16 protein-coding genes and 1 pseudogene are annotated in these 18106 nt (G+C 69.3%); 7 read left to right on the forward strand and 10 right to left on the reverse strand.

Features of this window, described 5'->3' with window-relative positions; all coding sequences use genetic code 11:
• Nucleotides 1-100 precede the first annotated feature (100 nt).
• The 3 genes and pseudogenes from OG735_RS42055 to OG735_RS27040 form a co-directional block, all read right to left on the reverse strand.
• Nucleotides 101-280, reverse strand: a pseudogene (locus tag OG735_RS42055) (hypothetical protein); the annotation flags it as partial.
• A gap of 1160 nt (nucleotides 281-1440) precedes the next feature.
• The gene (msrA, locus tag OG735_RS27035; protein ID WP_327325723.1) at nucleotides 1441-2142 is read right to left on the reverse strand and encodes a peptide-methionine (S)-S-oxide reductase MsrA; all 702 of its coding nucleotides are present in this window, start codon (nucleotides 2140-2142) and stop codon (nucleotides 1441-1443) included.
• A 172-nt stretch (nucleotides 2143-2314) separates the two neighbouring features.
• A complete protein-coding gene (locus OG735_RS27040; RefSeq protein ID WP_327325724.1) occupies nucleotides 2315-3418 on the reverse strand; it encodes a hypothetical protein in 1104 nt (367 codons plus the stop codon).
• Nucleotides 3419-3528: 110 nt separating this feature from the next.
• On the opposite strand from OG735_RS27040, the gene OG735_RS27045 reads away from it, so the two are divergent.
• A complete protein-coding gene (locus OG735_RS27045) occupies nucleotides 3529-4683 on the forward strand; it encodes a cystathionine gamma-synthase (RefSeq protein ID WP_327325725.1) in 1155 nt (384 codons plus the stop codon).
• Between the two features lie 119 nt (nucleotides 4684-4802).
• Here the strand turns inward: OG735_RS27045 and OG735_RS27050 are convergent, their stop codons facing one another.
• The 4 genes from OG735_RS27050 to OG735_RS27065 all read right to left on the reverse strand — a co-directional run bounded on the left by OG735_RS27050 (nucleotide 4803) and on the right by OG735_RS27065 (nucleotide 6343).
• Nucleotides 4803-4994 (reverse strand): DUF1059 domain-containing protein, encoded by a 192-nt coding sequence (locus tag OG735_RS27050; RefSeq protein WP_327325726.1) that lies wholly within the window; start codon nucleotides 4992-4994, stop codon nucleotides 4803-4805.
• Nucleotides 4995-5076: 82 nt separating this feature from the next.
• Nucleotides 5077-5328: a hypothetical protein gene (locus OG735_RS27055; protein WP_327325727.1), complete on the reverse strand. Its 252-nt coding sequence runs from the start codon at nucleotides 5326-5328 to the stop codon at nucleotides 5077-5079.
• The gene (locus OG735_RS27060) at nucleotides 5325-5798 is read right to left on the reverse strand and encodes a sigma factor-like helix-turn-helix DNA-binding protein (protein WP_327325728.1); all 474 of its coding nucleotides are present in this window, start codon (nucleotides 5796-5798) and stop codon (nucleotides 5325-5327) included. The genes OG735_RS27055 and OG735_RS27060 overlap by 4 nt, the downstream gene beginning before the upstream one ends.
• Nucleotides 5799-5830: 32 nt before the next feature.
• The gene (locus OG735_RS27065; protein ID WP_327325729.1) at nucleotides 5831-6343 is read right to left on the reverse strand and encodes a MarR family winged helix-turn-helix transcriptional regulator; all 513 of its coding nucleotides are present in this window, start codon (nucleotides 6341-6343) and stop codon (nucleotides 5831-5833) included.
• Nucleotides 6344-6489: 146 nt separating this feature from the next.
• Here OG735_RS27065 and ilvA point away from each other — a divergent pair, with 146 nt between their 5' ends.
• The 3 genes from ilvA to OG735_RS27080 all read left to right on the forward strand — a co-directional run bounded on the left by ilvA (nucleotide 6490) and on the right by OG735_RS27080 (nucleotide 9846).
• Nucleotides 6490-7719, forward strand: a complete 1230-nt coding sequence (gene ilvA / locus OG735_RS27070; protein WP_327325730.1) for a threonine ammonia-lyase — start codon at nucleotides 6490-6492, stop codon at nucleotides 7717-7719.
• Between the two features lie 259 nt (nucleotides 7720-7978).
• The gene (locus tag OG735_RS27075) at nucleotides 7979-8998 is read left to right on the forward strand and encodes an ATP-binding cassette domain-containing protein (protein WP_327325731.1); all 1020 of its coding nucleotides are present in this window, start codon (nucleotides 7979-7981) and stop codon (nucleotides 8996-8998) included.
• Nucleotides 8995-9846 (forward strand): ABC transporter permease, encoded by an 852-nt coding sequence (locus OG735_RS27080; RefSeq protein WP_327325732.1) that lies wholly within the window; start codon nucleotides 8995-8997, stop codon nucleotides 9844-9846. The genes OG735_RS27075 and OG735_RS27080 overlap by 4 nt, the downstream gene beginning before the upstream one ends.
• A 117-nt stretch (nucleotides 9847-9963) precedes the next feature.
• On the opposite strand, the gene greA is transcribed toward OG735_RS27080, so the two are convergent.
• Together greA and OG735_RS27090 are read right to left on the reverse strand one after the other, a co-directional pair.
• On the reverse strand, nucleotides 9964-10464 hold the full coding sequence (gene greA, locus OG735_RS27085; RefSeq protein ID WP_327325733.1) for a transcription elongation factor GreA: 501 nt from the start codon (nucleotides 10462-10464) through the stop codon (nucleotides 9964-9966).
• A gap of 184 nt (nucleotides 10465-10648) precedes the next feature.
• The gene (locus OG735_RS27090) at nucleotides 10649-11053 is read right to left on the reverse strand and encodes a DUF4307 domain-containing protein (protein WP_327325734.1); all 405 of its coding nucleotides are present in this window, start codon (nucleotides 11051-11053) and stop codon (nucleotides 10649-10651) included.
• 151 nt (nucleotides 11054-11204) lie between these two features.
• On the opposite strand from OG735_RS27090, the gene mca reads away from it, so the two are divergent.
• Nucleotides 11205-12086 (forward strand): mycothiol conjugate amidase Mca, encoded by an 882-nt coding sequence (mca, locus tag OG735_RS27095; RefSeq protein ID WP_327325735.1) that lies wholly within the window; start codon nucleotides 11205-11207, stop codon nucleotides 12084-12086.
• Complete coding sequence (locus OG735_RS27100; RefSeq protein ID WP_327325736.1) at nucleotides 12079-12330, forward strand: hypothetical protein; 252 nt, start codon at nucleotides 12079-12081, stop codon at nucleotides 12328-12330. The genes mca and OG735_RS27100 overlap by 8 nt, the downstream gene beginning before the upstream one ends.
• A 211-nt stretch (nucleotides 12331-12541) precedes the next feature.
• On the opposite strand, the gene OG735_RS27105 is transcribed toward OG735_RS27100, so the two are convergent.
• Nucleotides 12542-15748 carry a tetratricopeptide repeat protein gene (locus OG735_RS27105; RefSeq protein WP_327325737.1) on the reverse strand — a complete coding sequence of 1069 codons (3207 nt, stop codon included), beginning with the start codon at nucleotides 15746-15748 and terminating at the stop codon, nucleotides 12542-12544.
• 124 nt (nucleotides 15749-15872) lie between these two features.
• Here OG735_RS27105 and OG735_RS27110 point away from each other — a divergent pair, with 124 nt between their 5' ends.
• Nucleotides 15873-17882, forward strand: a complete 2010-nt coding sequence (locus OG735_RS27110) for a thioredoxin domain-containing protein (protein ID WP_327325738.1) — start codon at nucleotides 15873-15875, stop codon at nucleotides 17880-17882.
• Nucleotides 17883-18106 lie beyond the last annotated feature (224 nt).

Consider the following 18106-nt stretch of genomic DNA (forward strand, 5'->3'; position numbering starts at 1 on the left):
TGGTGCCGGTCTCGTCCGCGCCCTTGGCGAGCCCTTCGTCGAACAAGCGCCGGACCAAGCTATCCCCGGGACGAATTTCCCACTCGTCAAGCCAAGGTTTCACGTCGAGCCTTGCCAGTTCACGACCGAGGGGCTCGGCAAAGCAGTCCTTGTCTTCGCTGGCGTGCGACAGAAAGGTCAGGGGTGCATCGTTGGGAACGTCTGTCTCATGGAGGTGAACGAGGATGCCGCACGCGAGGGGTGCGGATGGCGTAACAGCCCTATCTGACAGGCTACTCACGCCCTGAGCGCGGACGCTAGGGGAACTCAATCGGCCTTAGCGATCGCTCAAAGCTCCGTGAGCCGTGCGAAGTCGGGGTTGGGATCGGGCTGTGGAGAGTATGCGCCCCAGAAACGCACCCTCTGACACCATCATGCGCCTTCCTTCCGACGCTGTCGGGCACAACCCTGACCGAGTAGGGGCGGCACGACCAGCGGCATCTAGGGGGCGGTCCAACGTGGCACGCACGCAGTCCAAGTGCGGCGCACCCACTAAGGGTGGAGGCCGGTGTCAACGATTGGCCATGGTAGGCGCCTCGCGGTGCAATCTTCACAGGGGTGAGTGGTCGTCGTACGCGATTGAGCAGCGTAGAGGGAAGGCGCGCAAGCGGCGGAAGAAGTGATCTGCCAGCAGAGGCAGGTGACATCCATGCTCGACATCAACGAACGTGTACGTCAGCGGACACGAGGGTGCTTGGATGCAAGCAAGGGTCCAGCTCGACTCCTGCGAACATGGTCGCTGTGCCGCTGGGGGGCGAACTTACAAAGCAGTGCGCTCGGCCACGCAAGGTCGTCTCGGTAGGGTATGTGGCATGTCGTCTGAAGTCGCCCGTGCTTGCCCAACCTGTGGGAAGCCGTTGGCCTCCGGCGGCATGGTGCTGTCCAGGCGGGAAAGTGACGGCCAACGGGTCTGTCGCACGGTACTGGGTTGCACGGATCGGCACGTCTGGTGGGCATGGTCGGATCGACCCAACGCGGAATTGGAACTCTGTCCGCTTCCGTAGCTGTTCCGCGGCTGACATCCAATGCCCCTGTCGCTGTGAGGAAGAGCATCGCGGTGAGTGTCTAACTGCGTGACAACGCCGACGGACAACGGCGGACGAGCACGCACGCCCACGGACCATCGCGACAGGTGAGAGGCGCACTGGCCCGTGGTCGAGCGCCCAGCCGAGTTGCTTCGGGACGAAGAGGCCGTGGGTTCAAGCCCCGCCACCCCGAAACAGGTCAGAGGCCCTATCCGGGGATCCGGGTAGGGCCTCGGAGTGTTTGTACAGCAGCGAAGTACAGCAACCGCTACGACTCCTGTTGATCGTCGGCGTCTGGCTGCTTCTTCGGTTTGTCCTTTACGGGGCAGCGCCCCACCGCGACTGTGCGGCGGGGGCCTTCCCAGGACCAGTTCTCTCAGTCCTCGACGGGTGCGATGCCGGTTGGGCAGGAGCGGCCCCAGTTGGTCTCCGAAGGGGCACTCAGGTTGACGCCTGTCCCGCCGATGCCGCAGTACCCCGCCGGGTTCTTGTCCAGGTACTGCTGGTGATATCCCTCAGCAGGCCAGAACGGCCGCCCCTCCGCAGGGAGCAGTTCCGTCGTGATCGTGCCGTATCCCGATCCCATCAGGACCTTCTGGTACGCCTCCCGCGATGCCGCCGCGGTCTGCGCCTGGGAATCGGAGTGGGTGTAGATCGCCGAGCGGTACTGCGTGCCCACGTCATTGCCCTGGCGGAAGCCCTGCGTCGGGTTGTGGGACTCCCAGAAAAGCTTCAGCAGCTCCGCGTACGAGACGACCTTCGGGTCGAAGACGACGCGTACCGCCTCCGTGTGGCCCGTCAGGCCCGAGCAGACCTCTTCGTATGCCGGGTTCGGCGTGTAGCCGCCCTGGTAGCCGACCAAGGTCGTCCAGACGCCTTTCGTCTGCCAGAACTTGCGCTCCGCGCCCCAGAAACAGCCCAGGCCGAAGTCGGCGATCTCCAGGCCCTCCGGGTACGGGCCCAGCAGCGGGTTGCCCAGCACCGTGTGGCGGTCGGGGACGGAGAATTCGGGGTCGGGGCGGCCGCGAAGAGCCTGGTCAGGGGTGGGGAGCTCGGGGGTGCGGCGGGACAGGAACATGCGGGGCTCCTCAGGGTGTGGGGTCCGTAGAGGGGAACGTACGGACCCCGCCAGGCATTCCTCAGCCTGCTGCCTTGCGGACCCCTTCGTCGGGGGCCGGGATGTACGCCTTCGCCGGGTCGGGGAAGTGCCTCGCCCTGTCGTCGACCTGCCGCTGACGCGCCCCGCCGCGTCAGCGCGGCAGCGTCGCCGGGCTGCCGCCGTTCGCCTCGTACCCGGCCACCGCCAGCGCCCGGTAGACCGTGTACTCCGCCGCCGGGTCGCCACTGTGCGTCCACGGCAGCGCGCCGATGTGGCCGTCCACCCGCACCAGCTGGTTCATCGCCTCCGCCCACCTCTCCGAACGTACGAGGAAGAGGATCAGCAGGTGGCGTACGTGCGCGAGCATCGGGTCGTCGGCGCGGGCGGAGTGCACCGCGAAGAGCGCGCCCTCCACCGCCTTCGTGACCACCGCGCTCTGATAGAAGCCCTGGACCAGGACCACGTCCGGGATGTGCTCGTACACCGCGAAGAGCGGGAGCGCGGCAAGGAGTGAGCCCTGCGGGGCGCGTGCCGCGGCCGTTGTCGCGAAGTGGTCCGCCTCCTCGCGCGAGCCGTGCCACTTCTCGCACCAGTAGTGCAGCGCGGCCAGATGCGCGCCCATGTGCTCCGGCGCGCGGTCGATGACCTTCGCCCACACCTGGTCGAACTGCTCGGGGGAGTAGCCGAGTCCGCGCGCGACGGCGAGTTCGACGATGTACGGGATCGGGTCGCCGGGCGCGAGCAGTGCCGCCTCGCCGCAGACCGCACGGGCCTCCTCCAGGATGATCCGGAAGTCGTCCGTCCCGGCGGTCGAGGACCGCCATGCCTGCTGCATCAGGAACTCGGCGTGTACCTGCGCGGCGCCCGCGTCTTTCGGGGACTCGGTGCGCCAGGCGCGCAGCCACGCGCCGCCGACGCCAGGCCGCTGCTGGAGCTCCAGCGACGCGGCGCCGGCGAAGGCCTGGACGCGCTGCCAGCGCACCTCGCCCTCCTTCGGGGTGCCGGCCAGCAGCTGGGCGGCGGCCCGCCACTCCTGGGTGCGCTGGACGACATCGAGTACGTCGAGGAGGTCCTGGTCAGGTCCCGGCAGCCGGATGTCCAGCTCCTCCTGGCGCACAAATCCGTATGTGTCCGGGTCGGCGGCGTCGGGCGAGCCGGGCGCGACCTGGCGGATGCCGGAACGGCGGCGCAGCAGGTAGGGACCGAAGGCCGCGGCCAGCAGACCCATCGCGATCAGGAACCAGAGAATCTCCATGACCCCATTGTTCCGGACAGAGGTCGGGTGTTCCGGACAGAGGTCGGTGTTCCGGACAGAGGTCGGGCCGGGCCACGTCCGGGGCCACGGCGGGGACTACGCTCGGCCTCATGAGTGACCAGCACAGTTCGCACAGTTTCGAGACCCTTGCCATCCACGCGGGCAACACCGCGGATCCGTTGACCGGTGCGGTCGTCCCGCCCATCTACCAGGTCTCCACCTACAAGCAGGACGGCGTGGGCGGACTCCGCGGCGGCTACGAGTACAGCCGCAGCGCCAACCCGACGCGTACCGCGCTGGAGGAGAACCTGGCGGCCATCGAAGGCGGCCGGCGCGGGCTCGCCTTCGCGTCCGGACTCGCGGCGGAGGACTGCCTGCTGCGTACGCTGCTGGCGCCGGGCGACCATGTGGTGATCCCGAACGACGCGTACGGCGGCACCTTCCGGCTCTTCGCGAAGGTCGTCTCGCGCTGGGGCGTGGAGTGGTCGGTGGCCGACACCTCCGACCCGGCGGCGGTACGTGCCGCGGTCACCCCGAAGACAAAGGTGATCTGGGTCGAGACGCCCTCCAACCCGCTGCTCGGCATCACCGACATTGCGGCCGTGGCGGACGTGGCGCGCGGTGCGGGCGCGAAGCTCGTCGTCGACAACACCTTCGCCAGCCCCTATCTGCAGCAGCCGATCGCGCTCGGCGCGGACATCGTCGTGCACTCCCTCACCAAGTACATGGGCGGGCACTCGGACGTCGTCGGCGGTGCGCTGATCGCGGCGGACGAGAGGGTCGGCGAGGAACTGGCGTACCACCAGAACGCGATGGGCGCGGTGGCGGGCCCGTTCGACGCGTGGCTGGTGCTGCGCGGTATCAAGACCCTGCCCGTCCGTATGGACCGGCACAGCGAGAACGCCGGCCGCGTCGCCGAGATGCTCACCAAGCATCCCAAGGTCACCAAGGTCCTCTACCCGGGGCTGCCGGAGCACCCGGGGCACGAGATCGCCGCGAAGCAGATGAAGGCGTTCGGCGGCATGGTCTCGTTCCGGATCGCGGGTGGCGAGGAGGCGGCTGTCGAGGTCTGCAACCGCGCGAAGCTCTTCACGCTGGGCGAGTCCCTGGGCGGCGTCGAGTCCCTCATCGAGCACCCGGGCCGGATGACGCACGCGTCGGTGGTGGGTTCGGCGCTGGAGGTCCCGGGAGACCTGGTGCGCCTGTCGGTGGGCATCGAGTCGGGCGACGACCTGCTGGCGGACCTGAAGCAGGCGCTGGGCTGACCGCGTCCGTCCGGCAGCCGGTCCGTCCGGCAGCCGGTCCGTGCGGCAGCCGGTGGGTCCGGCAGCCGGTGGGTCCGCAACGCCGGACGGGCTTGACCCAGCCCGTCCGGCGAACGACGTCAGGCGCTGACCTTCTCGTCCTCGAGGGTCTCGCGGATCTGCCCGCGCAGCTCCAGACTGTCCGGGTGCCCATGGACGGAGACCGCGTGTTCACTGGCGGCCCGCACGACTTCCTCCTCCTCACCGGCGATGGTGAGGGAGCAGTTCGTCTCGCTGGGGAACTTGCGGCAGTCGGCAACTTTTCTCGTCATGGCGACCTCCTCGGTCGGTCTGTACGCCGCTTCCTTCAGCATAGATCCGTACAGGCCGGACATAGCCTGACAAAGGGGCGGCTTACCAGCCCTCCAGTGGAGGAGTCGTCTTGGTCGGCGGCGTGACCCACGGCTCCGCCGCCGCCGCCCAGATCGCGAATGCGATCGCAGCCGCCACCAGCAGCAGCCATGCCGCGCGGCGCAGCGCCCGGTGTCGGCGCAGCAGGCGGGTGCCGTGTTCCGCGGCGCGGGCCGCCAGATCGGCCGGGACCGGCGGATGCCGGGTCTCCAGCATCCGGCGGACCTCGTCCTCCTTGCGGTCCGGGCGGCTCATGACACCGCCTGCACCGGGGCGCGCGGCGGCGCCGGCGGGGCGCTGCGCATCGTCGCGATCGCGCGCGTGCAGATCGCGCGCACCCGTTCCACCGGGAGTCCGATCAGCGCCGCCGTCTGCTCCTCGGCCACCCCTTCGTACAGGCGCAGCACCAGAATCAGGCGCTCCTGCGGAGTGAGGCGTTCCAGTACGCCGCCGTGCGTCTTGTGGTGGCGCCAGCCGCTGCGTGCGAAGCGGGCGGCGAGTTCCTGGCGGGTGCGGTCGTACGGGTCCTCGCCGCGCAGCCGGTCCCACTCGGCGTACGTATGGGCCAGCGCGGCGGTCAGCAGCTGCTGCGCGTGCGGACTGACGCCGGGCGCCTCCGCGGTGAGCAGCGTCGCCGCATGCAGCAGTCGGCCGGCCGCGCCCGCGACGAATGCCTCGAACTCCCGGGCCCGGCGACGTCTCTGGGCCGTCTGCCGCTCGCTCACCTCCTCATATAGAGGCAGATGCGCTACCGGGGTCAAGAGGTCGGCGGCGTCTCCGTATCCACGGGCGGCAGGCCGGACTGGCGTGCGGAGAGCGCGGAGTTGAAGCGGGTGAGCAGAGTGCAGAACGACTCACGCTCCGTCTCCGTCCAGCCGTCCGTCACCTGGGCCATCAGCTCGCGCCGCGAGGAGCGGACCTCTTCGAGCCTGGCCTGGCCGCGCGGGGACAGCTGGAGCACGACCGCACGGCCGTCCTCCGGGTGCGAGGTGCGCTTGACCAGGCCGGTGTCGACGAGCGGCGCCACCTGGCGGGTGACGGTCGACGAGTCGATGCCCATCCCCGCGGCCAGCGCCTTGACGCCCATCGGGCCTTCCAGGTCGAGCCGGTTGAGAAGCAGATAGGCGGCGCGGTCCATGGAGTTGCGGACCTGGCCGACCCCGCCGAGCCGGGTCTGTTCCGCGCGGCGGGCGAAGACGGCGACCTGGTGCTGGAGGGCATCGAGGAGGCCGGGGTCGAGATGAGTCGTCATGTCCTGAGAGGTGGGCATGGCTAGGGGGCTCTCTCGTGCGGTGGTCGGTTGGTGGGGGACAGAGTACGCGGCCTTCACCCGGTGCGTACCAGCGCTGCACAAACCAGTGGGGAAGCACGGGATCCGGGCGGCCGTCGGGTCGATGAGCTGCGAGACTGGGCGTCATGAGCTTCAGTACGTCTGGCACCTTGCGTCCCGTCATTCTCGACGACATCCGCGGTGCACAGAAGATGCTCTCGGGGGTCGCGAGGACCACCGCGATGGAGGGCAGCAGGCATCTGTCGCGCCTGGTGGGCGCGCCCGTCCACCTCAAGTGCGAGAACCTTCAGCGCACCGGCTCGTTCAAGCTGCGCGGCGCGTACGTACGGATCGCCGGCCTCTCCCCGGAGGAGCGCGCGGCGGGCGTCGTGGCCGCCTCCGCCGGCAATCACGCGCAGGGTGTGGCGCTGGCGTCCTCGCTGCTCGGCGTGCATTCCACCGTGTTCATGCCGATGGGAGCGCCGCTGCCGAAGGTCGCCGCGACCAGGGAGTACGGAGCCGAGGTGCGGCTGCACGGCCAGGTCATCGACGAGACTCTGGCCGCGGCGCAGGAGTACGCGCGCGATACGGGCGCGGTCTTCATCCACCCCTTCGACCACCCGGACATCATCGCCGGGCAGGGCACGGTGGGTCTGGAGATCCTCGAGCAGTGCCCGGAGGTGCGGACGATCGTCATCGGTATCGGCGGTGGCGGGCTCGCGGCCGGTATCGCGGTGGCGGTGAAGGCGCTGCGTCCCGATGTGAAGCTGATCGGTGTGCAGGCGGAGGGGGCGGCCGCGTACCCGCCGTCACTGTCCGCCGGGCATCCGGTGTCGATCGATTCGCCGACGACGATGGCGGACGGCATCAAGGTGGGCCGGCCCGGCGACGTTCCGTTCAAAATCATTGGCGATCTCGTCGATGAGGTCCGTACGGTCACCGAGGACGCGCTCTCCAGCGCGCTGCTGCTCTGCCTGGAGCGGGCCAAGCTCGTTGTCGAGCCTGCCGGGGCGAGTCCGGTGGCGGCGCTGCTGAGTGACCCGCGGTCGTTCCAGGGGCCGGTTGTCGCCCTGCTGTCGGGCGGCAACGTGGATCCGCTGCTGATGCAGCGCATCCTGCGGCACGGCATGGCGGCGGCGGGCCGCTATCTCTCGCTGCGGGTGCGTCTGACGGACCGGCCGGGAGTACTTGCCGCACTTCTGGCGGCGTTGTCAGTGGTCGACGCTAACGTGCTTGACGTGAGTCATGTACGGACCGATCCGCGGCTCGGGCTCACGGAGGTGGAGGTGGAGTTGCAGCTGGAGACGAAGGGCCCGGAGCACTGCGAAGAGGTCGCGACGGCGCTGCGCGAGGCGGGTTACACGATCACGGGCTGAGCCGGGGGCACGCGCTCGCCGTCACTTCCTCGCGAATCGCCTCGGGACATCGCCTCGGGACATCGCTTCGGGACATCGCCTCGGGACACGTCTCGGGACGTGGCCTCGGACATCACTGCCTCGCGACACAGTCTTGAGTGTCGCGATGTATCGCGTTACGGTGAGGGTCTGCCATGCTCCCGCCGGGCGCTGGAAGACGTACACGTCCAAGTTTTCGCACCAAGAACCCACCCACCTGTCACCACCTTGGAGAACCCATATGCCAGGCGCCATATACGCCGAAGGTCTGGTCAAGACCTTCGGCGAAGTAAGGGCTCTGGACGGTGTCGATCTCGACGTCCCGGAAGGTACGGTCCTGGGTCTTCTCGGCCCCAACGGAGCCGGCAAGACCACCGCCGTGCGCGTACTGACCACCCTGCTGCAGCCCGACAGCGGCAAGGCAGTCGTCGCCGGTATCGACGTCCTGAAGCACCCGAACGAAGTCCGCCGCTGCATCGGCCTCTCCGGCCAGTTCGCCGCGGTCGACGAGTATCTGACAGGCCGTGAGAACCTCCAGATGGTCGGCCAGCTCTACCAGATGAGCGCGCGCGACGCGAAGGCACGGGCAGTCCAGCTGCTCGACCGCTTCAACCTCGCGGACGCCGCCGACCGCCCGGCCAAGACGTACTCCGGCGGTATGCGCCGCCGGCTCGACCTCGCCGCCGCCCTGGTCGTCTCCCCGCCCGTGATGTTCATGGACGAGCCCACCACCGGGCTCGACCCGCGCAACCGGATGCAGCTGTGGGAGGTCATCCAGGAACTGGTCGGCGGCGGTACGACACTGCTGCTCACCACCCAGTACCTCGAAGAGGCCGACCACCTGGCCGACGACATCTGCGTCATCGACCACGGCAAGGTCATCGCCCGCGGCACCGCCGACGAGCTCAAGGCCCGGACGGGCGGCGAGCGCGTCGAGGTCGTCGTGCACGAGCGCGACCAGATCGCCCCTGCCCGCGAGGTCCTGCTCGGCCTCGGAAAGGGCGATGTCGCCGTCGCCGACCACACCCGCAAGCTCACCGTCCCGGTCACCGGCGGCGCGAAGCTGCTCGCCGAGGTCATCCGCGAACTGGACACCCGGGGCGTCGAGATCGACGACATCGGTCTGCGCCGCCCCACCCTCGACGACGTCTTCATCTCGCTCACCGGCCATGCCGCCGAGCTCCAGGACGAGGAGAACGGCGAACCCGAGGACGCCGTGGCGGCCAAGGGCAAGAAGTCCCGGAAGGAGAGCGTGAAGTGACCACCACCACGGAAGCCCTGAAGCCGGAGGCGCCGAGGCCCCGCGGCGGCGTCGTCCAGTCCGTCAACGACTCGCTCGTCGTCGCCAAGCGCAATCTGATCCGGATGACCCGCATCCCGGAGATGATCATCTTCGGGATGATCCAGCCGATCATGTTCGTGGTGCTGTTCAGCTATGTCTTCGGCGGCTCCATGAATGTCGGCGGCACCACGGACCCGGACGTCTACCGCGAGTTCCTGATGGCCGGCATCTTCGCCCAGACCGTCACCTTCGCCACGGCGGGTGCGGGCGCGGGCATCGCCGACGATATGCACAAGGGCCTCATCGACCGGTTCCGCTCGCTGCCGATGGCCCGCGGCGCGGTCCTCACCGGTCGTACGCTCGCGGATCTCGTCCAGACCGCGCTGACCGTCGTCGTCCTCGCGATCGTCGCTCTGCTGGTCGGCTGGCGGATCCACGAGGGCATTCCCAAGGCGCTCGGCGCGTTCGCGCTGCTGCTTCTGCTGGGTTACGCCTTCTCCTGGATCGGCGCACTGATCGGACTCTCGGTCCGGACGCCCGAGGCGGCCACCTCCGGCGGTCTGATCTGGCTCTTCCCGGTCACCTTCATCTCGAACGCGTTCGTGCAATCCAGCAATCTGCCCGGCTGGCTGCAGCCCGTCGCCGAGTGGAACCCCTTCAGCGCCACGGTCCAGGCCTGCCGTGAGCTGTTCGGCAACCCCGGTGCCTCGCCGTCCGACGCCTGGCCGATGGCGCACCCGGTCCTGGCCTCGATGCTCTGGTCGGTCCTGATCATCGTGGTCTTCCGGACGCTGTCGGTGCGCAAGTACCGTTCGGCAACCGCGTGAGAGCGGACGCTGACACCAGGTGAAACACCGGAGGGTGCTGGAACACCGGAAGGTCCTGAGACATCGGAGGGGCCGGACCGCATGCGGCGGTCAGGCCCCTCCGGTGTTCCTTCTGTCTCAGCCCGTGTACGGCTTGGCCTCGAGGATCTTCACCGAGGCCGTCTTGCCGTTGGGCAGCTCGTACTCCGCGTTCTCGCCGACCTTCTTGCCGTTCACGCCGGAGCCCAGCGGGGACTGCGGCGAGTACGTCTCGATGTCCGCGCTCGCGTACTCCCGCGAGGCGAGCAGGAAGGTCGTCGTGTCGTCCTCGTCGCCGTCGAAGGCGATCGTCACGACCGTGCCGGGCGCGACCACGCCGTCCGCGACGGCAGGCGCCTCGCCGACCTTGGCGTGCTCCAGGAGCTGGGTCAGCTGGCGCACACGGAGCTCCTGCTTGCCCTGCTCCTCCTTGGCCGCGTGGTACCCGCCGTTCTCGCGCAGGTCGCCTTCCTCACGCGCAGCGGCGATCTTGGTGGCGATCTCCGTGCGCGCAGGACCAGACAGGTACTCCAGCTCGGCCTTCAGCTGGTTGTACGCCTCCTGGGTGAGCCAGGTGACGTTCTCGCTGGTCTGGGTCACAGGTGCTCCTCGTAGGTACTGGGAATACAAAGCATCGCCCTACCCAAAGGATGTGCCTCCCCGGGTGGGCGAAACCACGAGCCTAACAATTTCGTGGCGGAAGGGGGAGGACGAATGCCATCAGAATTGCATCAATGCAGGTCAGCGACGAGACCCGCCGTCAGTAAAACGGCCGGCGGGCGGCTCAGCGGGCGGTGCACTCCACCAGCTCGGCACTGGTGGCACGCGCCGTTGTACGCACCTTCACGACCTGGTCGATCTGCTTCCGGCCCCGCTGGTCCACGGCGACGTCCAGCCGCCCGACCTCGTTGCCGTCCTTCGCGCGGGAACGCAGCGTACAGGTGCCGGTCGCTTCCGTGTCCTTGCGCACCTCCAGGTGCACCTGGACCTCGGAGTCGGAGGTGACGTCGAACTTGATCACCTCGGCGCTGATCTTCTGGCCCGCGATGTAGTCGTAACCCAACCAGCCGATCATCCCGAGCAGCGCAACCCCCAGGACCGCGCCCACGATCTTGAGTTTGCGGTCGGCGCGCTCGTCCGCCGAGCGGCCGTAGCGGCCCTCCGGGAGCTGTTCGCGCACCGCAGCCATGATCATTCCTTCCGGGACGGGCGGCCGGAATTTTCCGGCCCCCGATTCGGTCACTATAGAAGTCTTGCGCCCGCCGGCCGACCGCCGCCCCACATCGACGTCACTGCGGGACGGCACCGGCATTTCGCGACGAATCAATGAGGATCGAGTCTTGACTGAGCAGCTGCGACTGATGGCCGTTCACGCCCACCCCGACGACGAGTCGAGCAAGGGCGCGGCAACGATGGCCAAGTATGTGTCCGAGGGGGTGGACGTGCTGGTCGTGACCTGCACGGGAGGCGAGCGCGGCTCCATCCTCAATCCGAAGCTCCAGGGCGACGCGTACATCGAGAAAAACATCCACGAAGTGCGCAAGAAGGAGATGGACGAGGCGCGGGAGATCCTCGGCGTCAGCCAGGAGTGGCTCGGCTTCGTCGACTCCGGTCTGCCGGAGGGCGACCCGCTGCCGCCGCTTCCCGAGGACTGCTTCGCCCTGGAGGACGTGGAGACGGCCGCCGGCCGACTGGTGAAGTCCATCCGCACCTTCCGCCCGCAGGTCGTCACGACGTACGACGAGAACGGCGGATACCCGCACCCCGACCACATCATGACCCACAAGATCTCGATGGTGGCCTTCGACGGAGCGGGCGACGCCGAGAAGTTCCCGGAGTCCGAGTTCGGCCCGGTCTGGCAGCCGCAGAAGCTCTACTACAACCAGGGCTTCAACCGTCCCCGTACGGTCGCGCTGCACGAGGCGCTGCTCGAGCGTGGCATGGAGTCCCCGTACGGCGAGTGGCTGGAGCGCTGGAAGGAGTTCCAGCGCGCCGAGCGCACGCTGACCACGTACGTTCCGTGTGCCGACTTCTTCGAGATCCGCGACAAGGCGCTGATCGCGCACGCGACGCAGATCGACCCGGACGGCGGCTGGTTCCGCGTCCCGATGGACATCCAGAAGAAGGTCTGGCCGACGGAGGAGTACGAGCTCGCCAAGTCTCTGGTCGATACCTCCCTCCCCGAGGACGACCTCTTCGCGGGCATCCGCGACAATGCCTGATATGAGCGCAAGCGCAAACCTCGCACTGACGCATCTCGTCCCTCTCGCCAAGGAGGTCGACGACAACAAGGTCACCCCGGGCGTCCTCGGCTTCATCGTCTTCGCGGCGCTGGCCGTGGGCGTGTGGCTGCTGATGAAGTCGATGAACCGCCACATGGGCAAGGTCGATTTCGAAGAGGCCCCGGACCCGGCGGCGGACGCCCCCAGGGGCGGCAAGGGCACGTCGGGCCCTGCCGCGGTGTGACGGGGGCGGGGCGGCTGCGGCGGGCTTCTGCCCCCACCTCGCCCCTTCCCGAAACCATGGGCCCCGCGCCCGGACCCCGGCACGCCCTCCGGGCGTGTCCTCAATCGCCGGACGGGCTTGGATTTCCGGCACAAACCAAGCCTCGCCTGCGATTGAGGCGCGGGGTCCGGGGCAGCGGCCCCGCAAGGGCCCGCCCCACCAGGGCGTCCGCCTACTTCGCCGCCGTCACCGGTACGCCCATCACCTCCCGCGCGTGCCGGTTCGGCACCATCCCCAGATGCCACGCCTGCCAGCCGTCCTCCAGGTGCACGCCCCGCTCCAGCATCACCGCCAGAGCCTCCGCACAGTCCTCCAGCTTGCCGTCGCGCGATGGGTGCGTCGCCCCCATCAGCTCGGCCAGCTCCTCCTGGGCCACCACCGTGCCGACCTCGATGCCGCCCGGTGAGGCGAACGGCAACAGCGTGCAGCGCAGAAAGCGCGCCCAGTCCGCGCCGCGATGGTCCTCGTACGAGGTGAACAGAGCCGCCGCCTCGTCGCACAGCGCCAGCGCCTGAGCCGGACGGCTGTTGCCGCCGTCGATCAGCGCCAGCTCCAGACACGTCCACGCCTCGCCGTGTGCGACACCGATGCGCCGGAAGTCGGCGCGGGCGTCCACCAGGAGCTGGCGGGCGAAGCCGGAGTTCCGCAGATTCCCGGTCTGGGCCGCCCGCTGGTCCCGCGTCACCCGGCCCGAGTGATGCCGGGCACAGGCCAGGCCGTACACATCGCGCATCCGCGAGAACATCGTGCGGGCCCGCTCAAGTTCACGTACCGCCTGATCGCGGTCGCCGCACTCCTCCAGCGCCTGGCCCAGGTAGTACAGCGTCCACGCCTCACCGCGCGCGTCCTCGTTGTCCCGGTGACGCGACAGCGCCTGGCGCAGCTGGTCCACCGCCGGGGCCGGATCGCCGTCCACCAGACGGGCACGGGCCAGCTGGGTCATCGCCCAGGCCTCGCCGCGGCCGTCGCGGGTACGGCCGTAGGAATCCAGAGCCGTACGCAATTCCTCCTCCGCGCGCGGCACATCTCCCATCCGCAGACACACCTGGCCCAGCTGGAAATGCGTCCAGGCCTCGCCGTGCAGCGACTCGCCCTCCCGGTGCAGCCGCAGAGCCGTCGCCAGCAGATCCAGCGCCTGGTTGATATTGGCCCGGTCGCGCTCCACCGCGGCCAGTGCGTGCAGCGACCACGCCCGGTCCTCGGCCTGCTCGTCCGAGGACTGCAGCTCGATCGCCTCGTTCAGCTTCGCGGCAGCCTCGGTCAGATTGCCCTGATGGTGCAGCGTGATGCCGAGTGAACAGAGCGCGAGTGCCGTGCCCGAATCGTTCTGCGCCTCGCGGTAGAGGCCGACGACCGAGGACAGCGTCGTACGCGCCTTGTCGAGCTCGCCGAGCTGGCGGGCCGCGATGCCGGTACGCCACCGTACGGAACGCTCCAGCAGCCCCTGGTCGACGGCCTGCGACAGCTCGCTGATCTCACCGAGCCGGTACAGATCGCCGCGCAACAGGCAGTAGTCGCAGAGCGCACCCAGCAGATTGAGCACAGCCTGCTGGTTCACACCCTCGGCATGCCGCAGCGCCGAGGTGATGAAGCTCGACTCGTCGTCCAGCCAGCGCAGCGCCGCGTCCAGCGAGGAGAAGCCGTGCGCCCCGAACTGGCCCGCACGCGTGGACATCTTGCCGTCCACCATCCGGATCACGGCGCCGGCCAGATCCGCGTAGTTCTGGATCAGCCGCTCCTGAGCCGCCGTACGCTCCGCCGCCTCCTCCTCGTCCAGCAGCCTGGCCCGCGCGAAGGACCGCACGACATCGTGCAGCCGGAAACGGCTGGCCCGTACATGATCTATCAGGCCCGCACCGGCCAGCTCCGACAGCAGCCGCTGCGACTCCTGCTCGTCCGTGGCCAGCAGCGCCGCCGCCGCGGCCGCGCCCAACGACGCCCGCCCGGCCAGCGCGAGCCGGCGCAGCAGCCGCCGCGCCTGCTCGGACTGGTCGGTGTAGCGCAGCCACAACGCCCGCTCGACCGGATCCACCGGACCGTACGCACCAAGATCCGCCGCCAGCTGATGAGCGGTGCGCGTGCCGAGCGACGAACCCGCGATACGCAGCGCCAGTGGCAGCCCGCCGCACAACTCCCGTACCTGGTCCGCCGATTGGGCGTCGTAGGGCCCCGTCGAAGTATCCTCCGCCGACGCCCGCAGCAGTTCCTCCGCACCCGCCGCGTCCAGCGCCTCCACCGGCAGCTGATGCACCCACGCCGGAATGTCGTCCGGCAGCTCGAGCCGCCTGCGCGCCGTCACCAGCACCAGACTGTCCGAACGCTCCGGCACCAGCGTCCGCACCTGCGCCGCATCGCTCGCATCGTCCAGCACCACCGTCACCGGCAGACCCGTCAGATGCTGGTGGTACAGCTCGCTCAGCCGCCGCACCTGCTGCTCCGCCGACGACCGCTCCCGGAACAGCAACTGCTCGCGCGGCGCACCCAGCCGGTTCAGCAGATGCAGCAGCGCATCGCGCGTCGAGAGCGGCTGCTCGCTGTCACCGCGCAGATCGACGATGCACGCACCGCGGAACTGGTCCTTCAGATGATGGGAGGCCCGCACGGCGAGCGTCGTACGCCCCGCGCCCGCAGCCCCGTACAGCACCACGACGGTCGGCTTGGTCTCCGTCGACGCACGGGCGGCATGCACCCACTGCGCGATCTGCGTCATCTCGTCCCGGCGGCCCGCGAACGGACCCTCCGGTTCCGGCAGATGACCGAACGACTGCTCCAGCACCGACCGCCGGCGCGCCGCCGCACTCCGGTCCGTACCGCGCAGTTGCGGCACCGCGGTCGCCTTCTTCGCCGTACGGGTGGAGGAGGCAAGCATCCGCTGCTGATCAAGGAACGGGCGGATGCCCCGTACCTCCAGCGCGGTCAGCCACTGCAGCCGCAGTTGCTCGGCACCGCCCGGCTGGCCGAGCGCCCCGGCTCTGCGGTGCGCGGCCGGCCAGTGCGACGCCGTCACCTTGGCGACGGTGGTCGCGGCCCCGGCCACCGCGACCACGGCCCCGGCACCGAGCGCGGTGCCCGTCGCCGTACCCAGCGCGATGTCCGCACCGATCGCGGCAACCGCCGTAACGGCCGTCACCAGCACGGCAGTCGAGAGGTTCCTCCGGCTGAAGCTCTCGGCCAGAGGCTGCTGCCCGACCTCCGCCTCCGCCAGCGCCTGCTCGTACGCGGCGTACTCCTCGCCCGCATTCGCCGCCATGGTGTCCAGGGCGGCCCGACCGCGTGCCAGCAGCACACCCGAGTCCGACCGCCCGCCCGAACGCCGTACCTCTTCCTCGACGGCGCGTACCAACAGCCGCTCGGCTTCGGCCCGATGGCTGTCCCGCATGTGCGTCCCCCTCCGAGAGCCCCGGTTTCCGTTCCACTTCTGTTCCGGCGACAAGTGTCCTGCGTACGGCGCGTCAGCGCGAGGGAGTCTGACGATCAACCGCACCTGAGAGAGGATGGACTGTATGCCGAACCGTCTTGCCCATGAGACCTCCCCCTACCTCCTGCAGCACGCCGACAACCCGGTCGACTGGTGGCCGTGGTCGGGCGAAGCCTTTGAGGAGGCGCGCAAGCGCGGGGTGCCCGTGCTGCTCAGCGTCGGCTACTCGAGCTGCCACTGGTGTCATGTCATGGCGCACGAGTCCTTCGAGGACGACGCGACCGCCGTTTACATGAACGAGCACTTCGTCAACATCAAGGTCGACCGTGAGGAGCGACCCGACGTCGATGCCGTCTATATGGAGGCCGTGCAGGCCGCCACCGGGCAGGGCGGCTGGCCCATGACCGTCTTTCTCACCGCCGACGCCGAGCCCTTCTATTTCGGAACGTACTTCCCGCCCGAGTCCCGGCACGGCATGCCCTCGTTCGGGCAGGTCCTGGAGGGGGTTTCGGCCGCCTGGGGCGAGCGGCGGGAGGAGGTCGGTGAGGTTGCGGGGAAGTTCGTCCGTGATCTGGCCGGGCGGTCGCTGGCGTACGGCGGGGACGGTGTGCCCGGCGAGGAGGAGCTGGCGCAGGCGCTGCTCGGACTGACCCGCGAGTACGACGAGCGGCACGGCGGCTTCGGCGGTGCGCCGAAGTTCCCGCCGTCGATGGCCGTGGAGTTCCTGCTGCGGCATTACGCGCGCACCGGCGCCGAGGGCGCGCTGCAGATGGCCGCCGACACATGTGAGGCGATGGCGCGCGGCGGGATGTACGACCAGCTCGGCGGCGGTTTCGCGCGGTACTCGGTGGACCGCGAGTGGGTCGTGCCCCACTTCGAGAAGATGCTCTACGACAATGCGCTGCTATGCCGGGTGTACGCGCATCTGTGGCGGGCGACCGGTTCCGAGCTGGCCCGGCGGGTGGCGCTGGAGACCGCGGACTTCATGGTGCGGGAGCTGCGTACGGCCGAAGGCGGTTTCGCCTCCGCGCTCGACGCCGACAGCGACGACGGTACGGGCAAGCATGTCGAGGGCGCGTTCTACGTATGGACGCCGGAGCAGCTGCGCGAGGTGCTGGGGGGCGAGGACGGTCGGCGGGCCGCCGAGTTCTTCGGCGTGACGGAGGAAGGGACCTTCGAGGAGGGCGCCTCGGTCCTTCAACTCCCGGACGGCGAAGCGGATGCGGAGATCAGGGAGCGGCTGCTCGCGGCGCGGGCGCAGCGGGCCCGGCCTGGACGGGACGACAAGGTGGTCGCCGCGTGGAACGGGCTGGCGATCGCCGCGCTGGCGGAGGTCGGGGCGTATTTCGAGCGGCCGGATCTGATCGAGCGGGCGACCGAGGCGGCCGATCTGCTGGTGCGGCTGCACATGGACAGCGGTGCGCGGCTGGCCCGTACCTCCAAGGGCGGTCAAGTTGGCGCAAACGCTGGGGTGTTGGAGGACTACGCGGATGTCGCGGAGGGCTTCCTGGCGCTGGCGGCGGTGAGCGGTGAAGGGGTGTGGCTGGAGTTCGCGGGGTTCCTGCTGGACATCGTCGTCGACCAGTTCGTCGGCGAGGGCGGGGAGTTGTACGACACCGCGCATGACGCGGAGCGGCTGATCCGCCGGCCGCAGGATCCGACGGACAGTGCGACCCCGTCCGGCTGGACGGCCGCGGCCGGAGCGCTGCTGTCGTATGCCGCGCACACCGGCTCGGAGGCTCATCGCGCCACCGCCGAGGGCGCGTTGGGTGTGGTGAAGGCGCTCGGTCCGCGTGCTCCGCGGTTCATCGGCTGGGGGCTCGCGGTGGCGGAGGCGCTGCTGGACGGGCCGCGCGAGGTGGCTGTCGTCGGCCCCCAGGACGACGCGGCGGCACGGGAATTGCACCGTACGGCGCTGCTGGCGCCGGCGCCGGGTGCGGTGGTCGCGGTGGGGGAGGCGGACAGTGAGGAGTTTCCGCTGCTGAGGGGCAGGCCGCTGATGGGTGGCCGCACGGCGGCGTACGTCTGCCGGAACTTCACCTGCGACGCGCCTGTAACAGACGCATTCGCACTTGCCCGAAAACTCGCCAATTAACAGTGGAACGCCAGTTTTTATCAGTCGAACACCGGACTTTAACCTTCCGCCTATAGGGTCCTCGGCACGAGGAGTAGCCGGGCGTACGTACTGGGGAGTGCCGCGCCGGGCCTGCAACAGATGTGTCGCCGGCCAGGGGGGTCCTGCTGTCGGGGCGCAGGTCCAAGGGGGGACCTTCGGTGCTCATATCGGTGTTCATTGCTGCCATTTCCGTGGCGCTTTTC

Source organism: Streptomyces sp. NBC_01210 (genome assembly GCF_036010325.1).
In the GTDB taxonomy this organism is placed as follows: Bacteria; Actinomycetota; Actinomycetes; order Streptomycetales; family Streptomycetaceae; genus Streptomyces.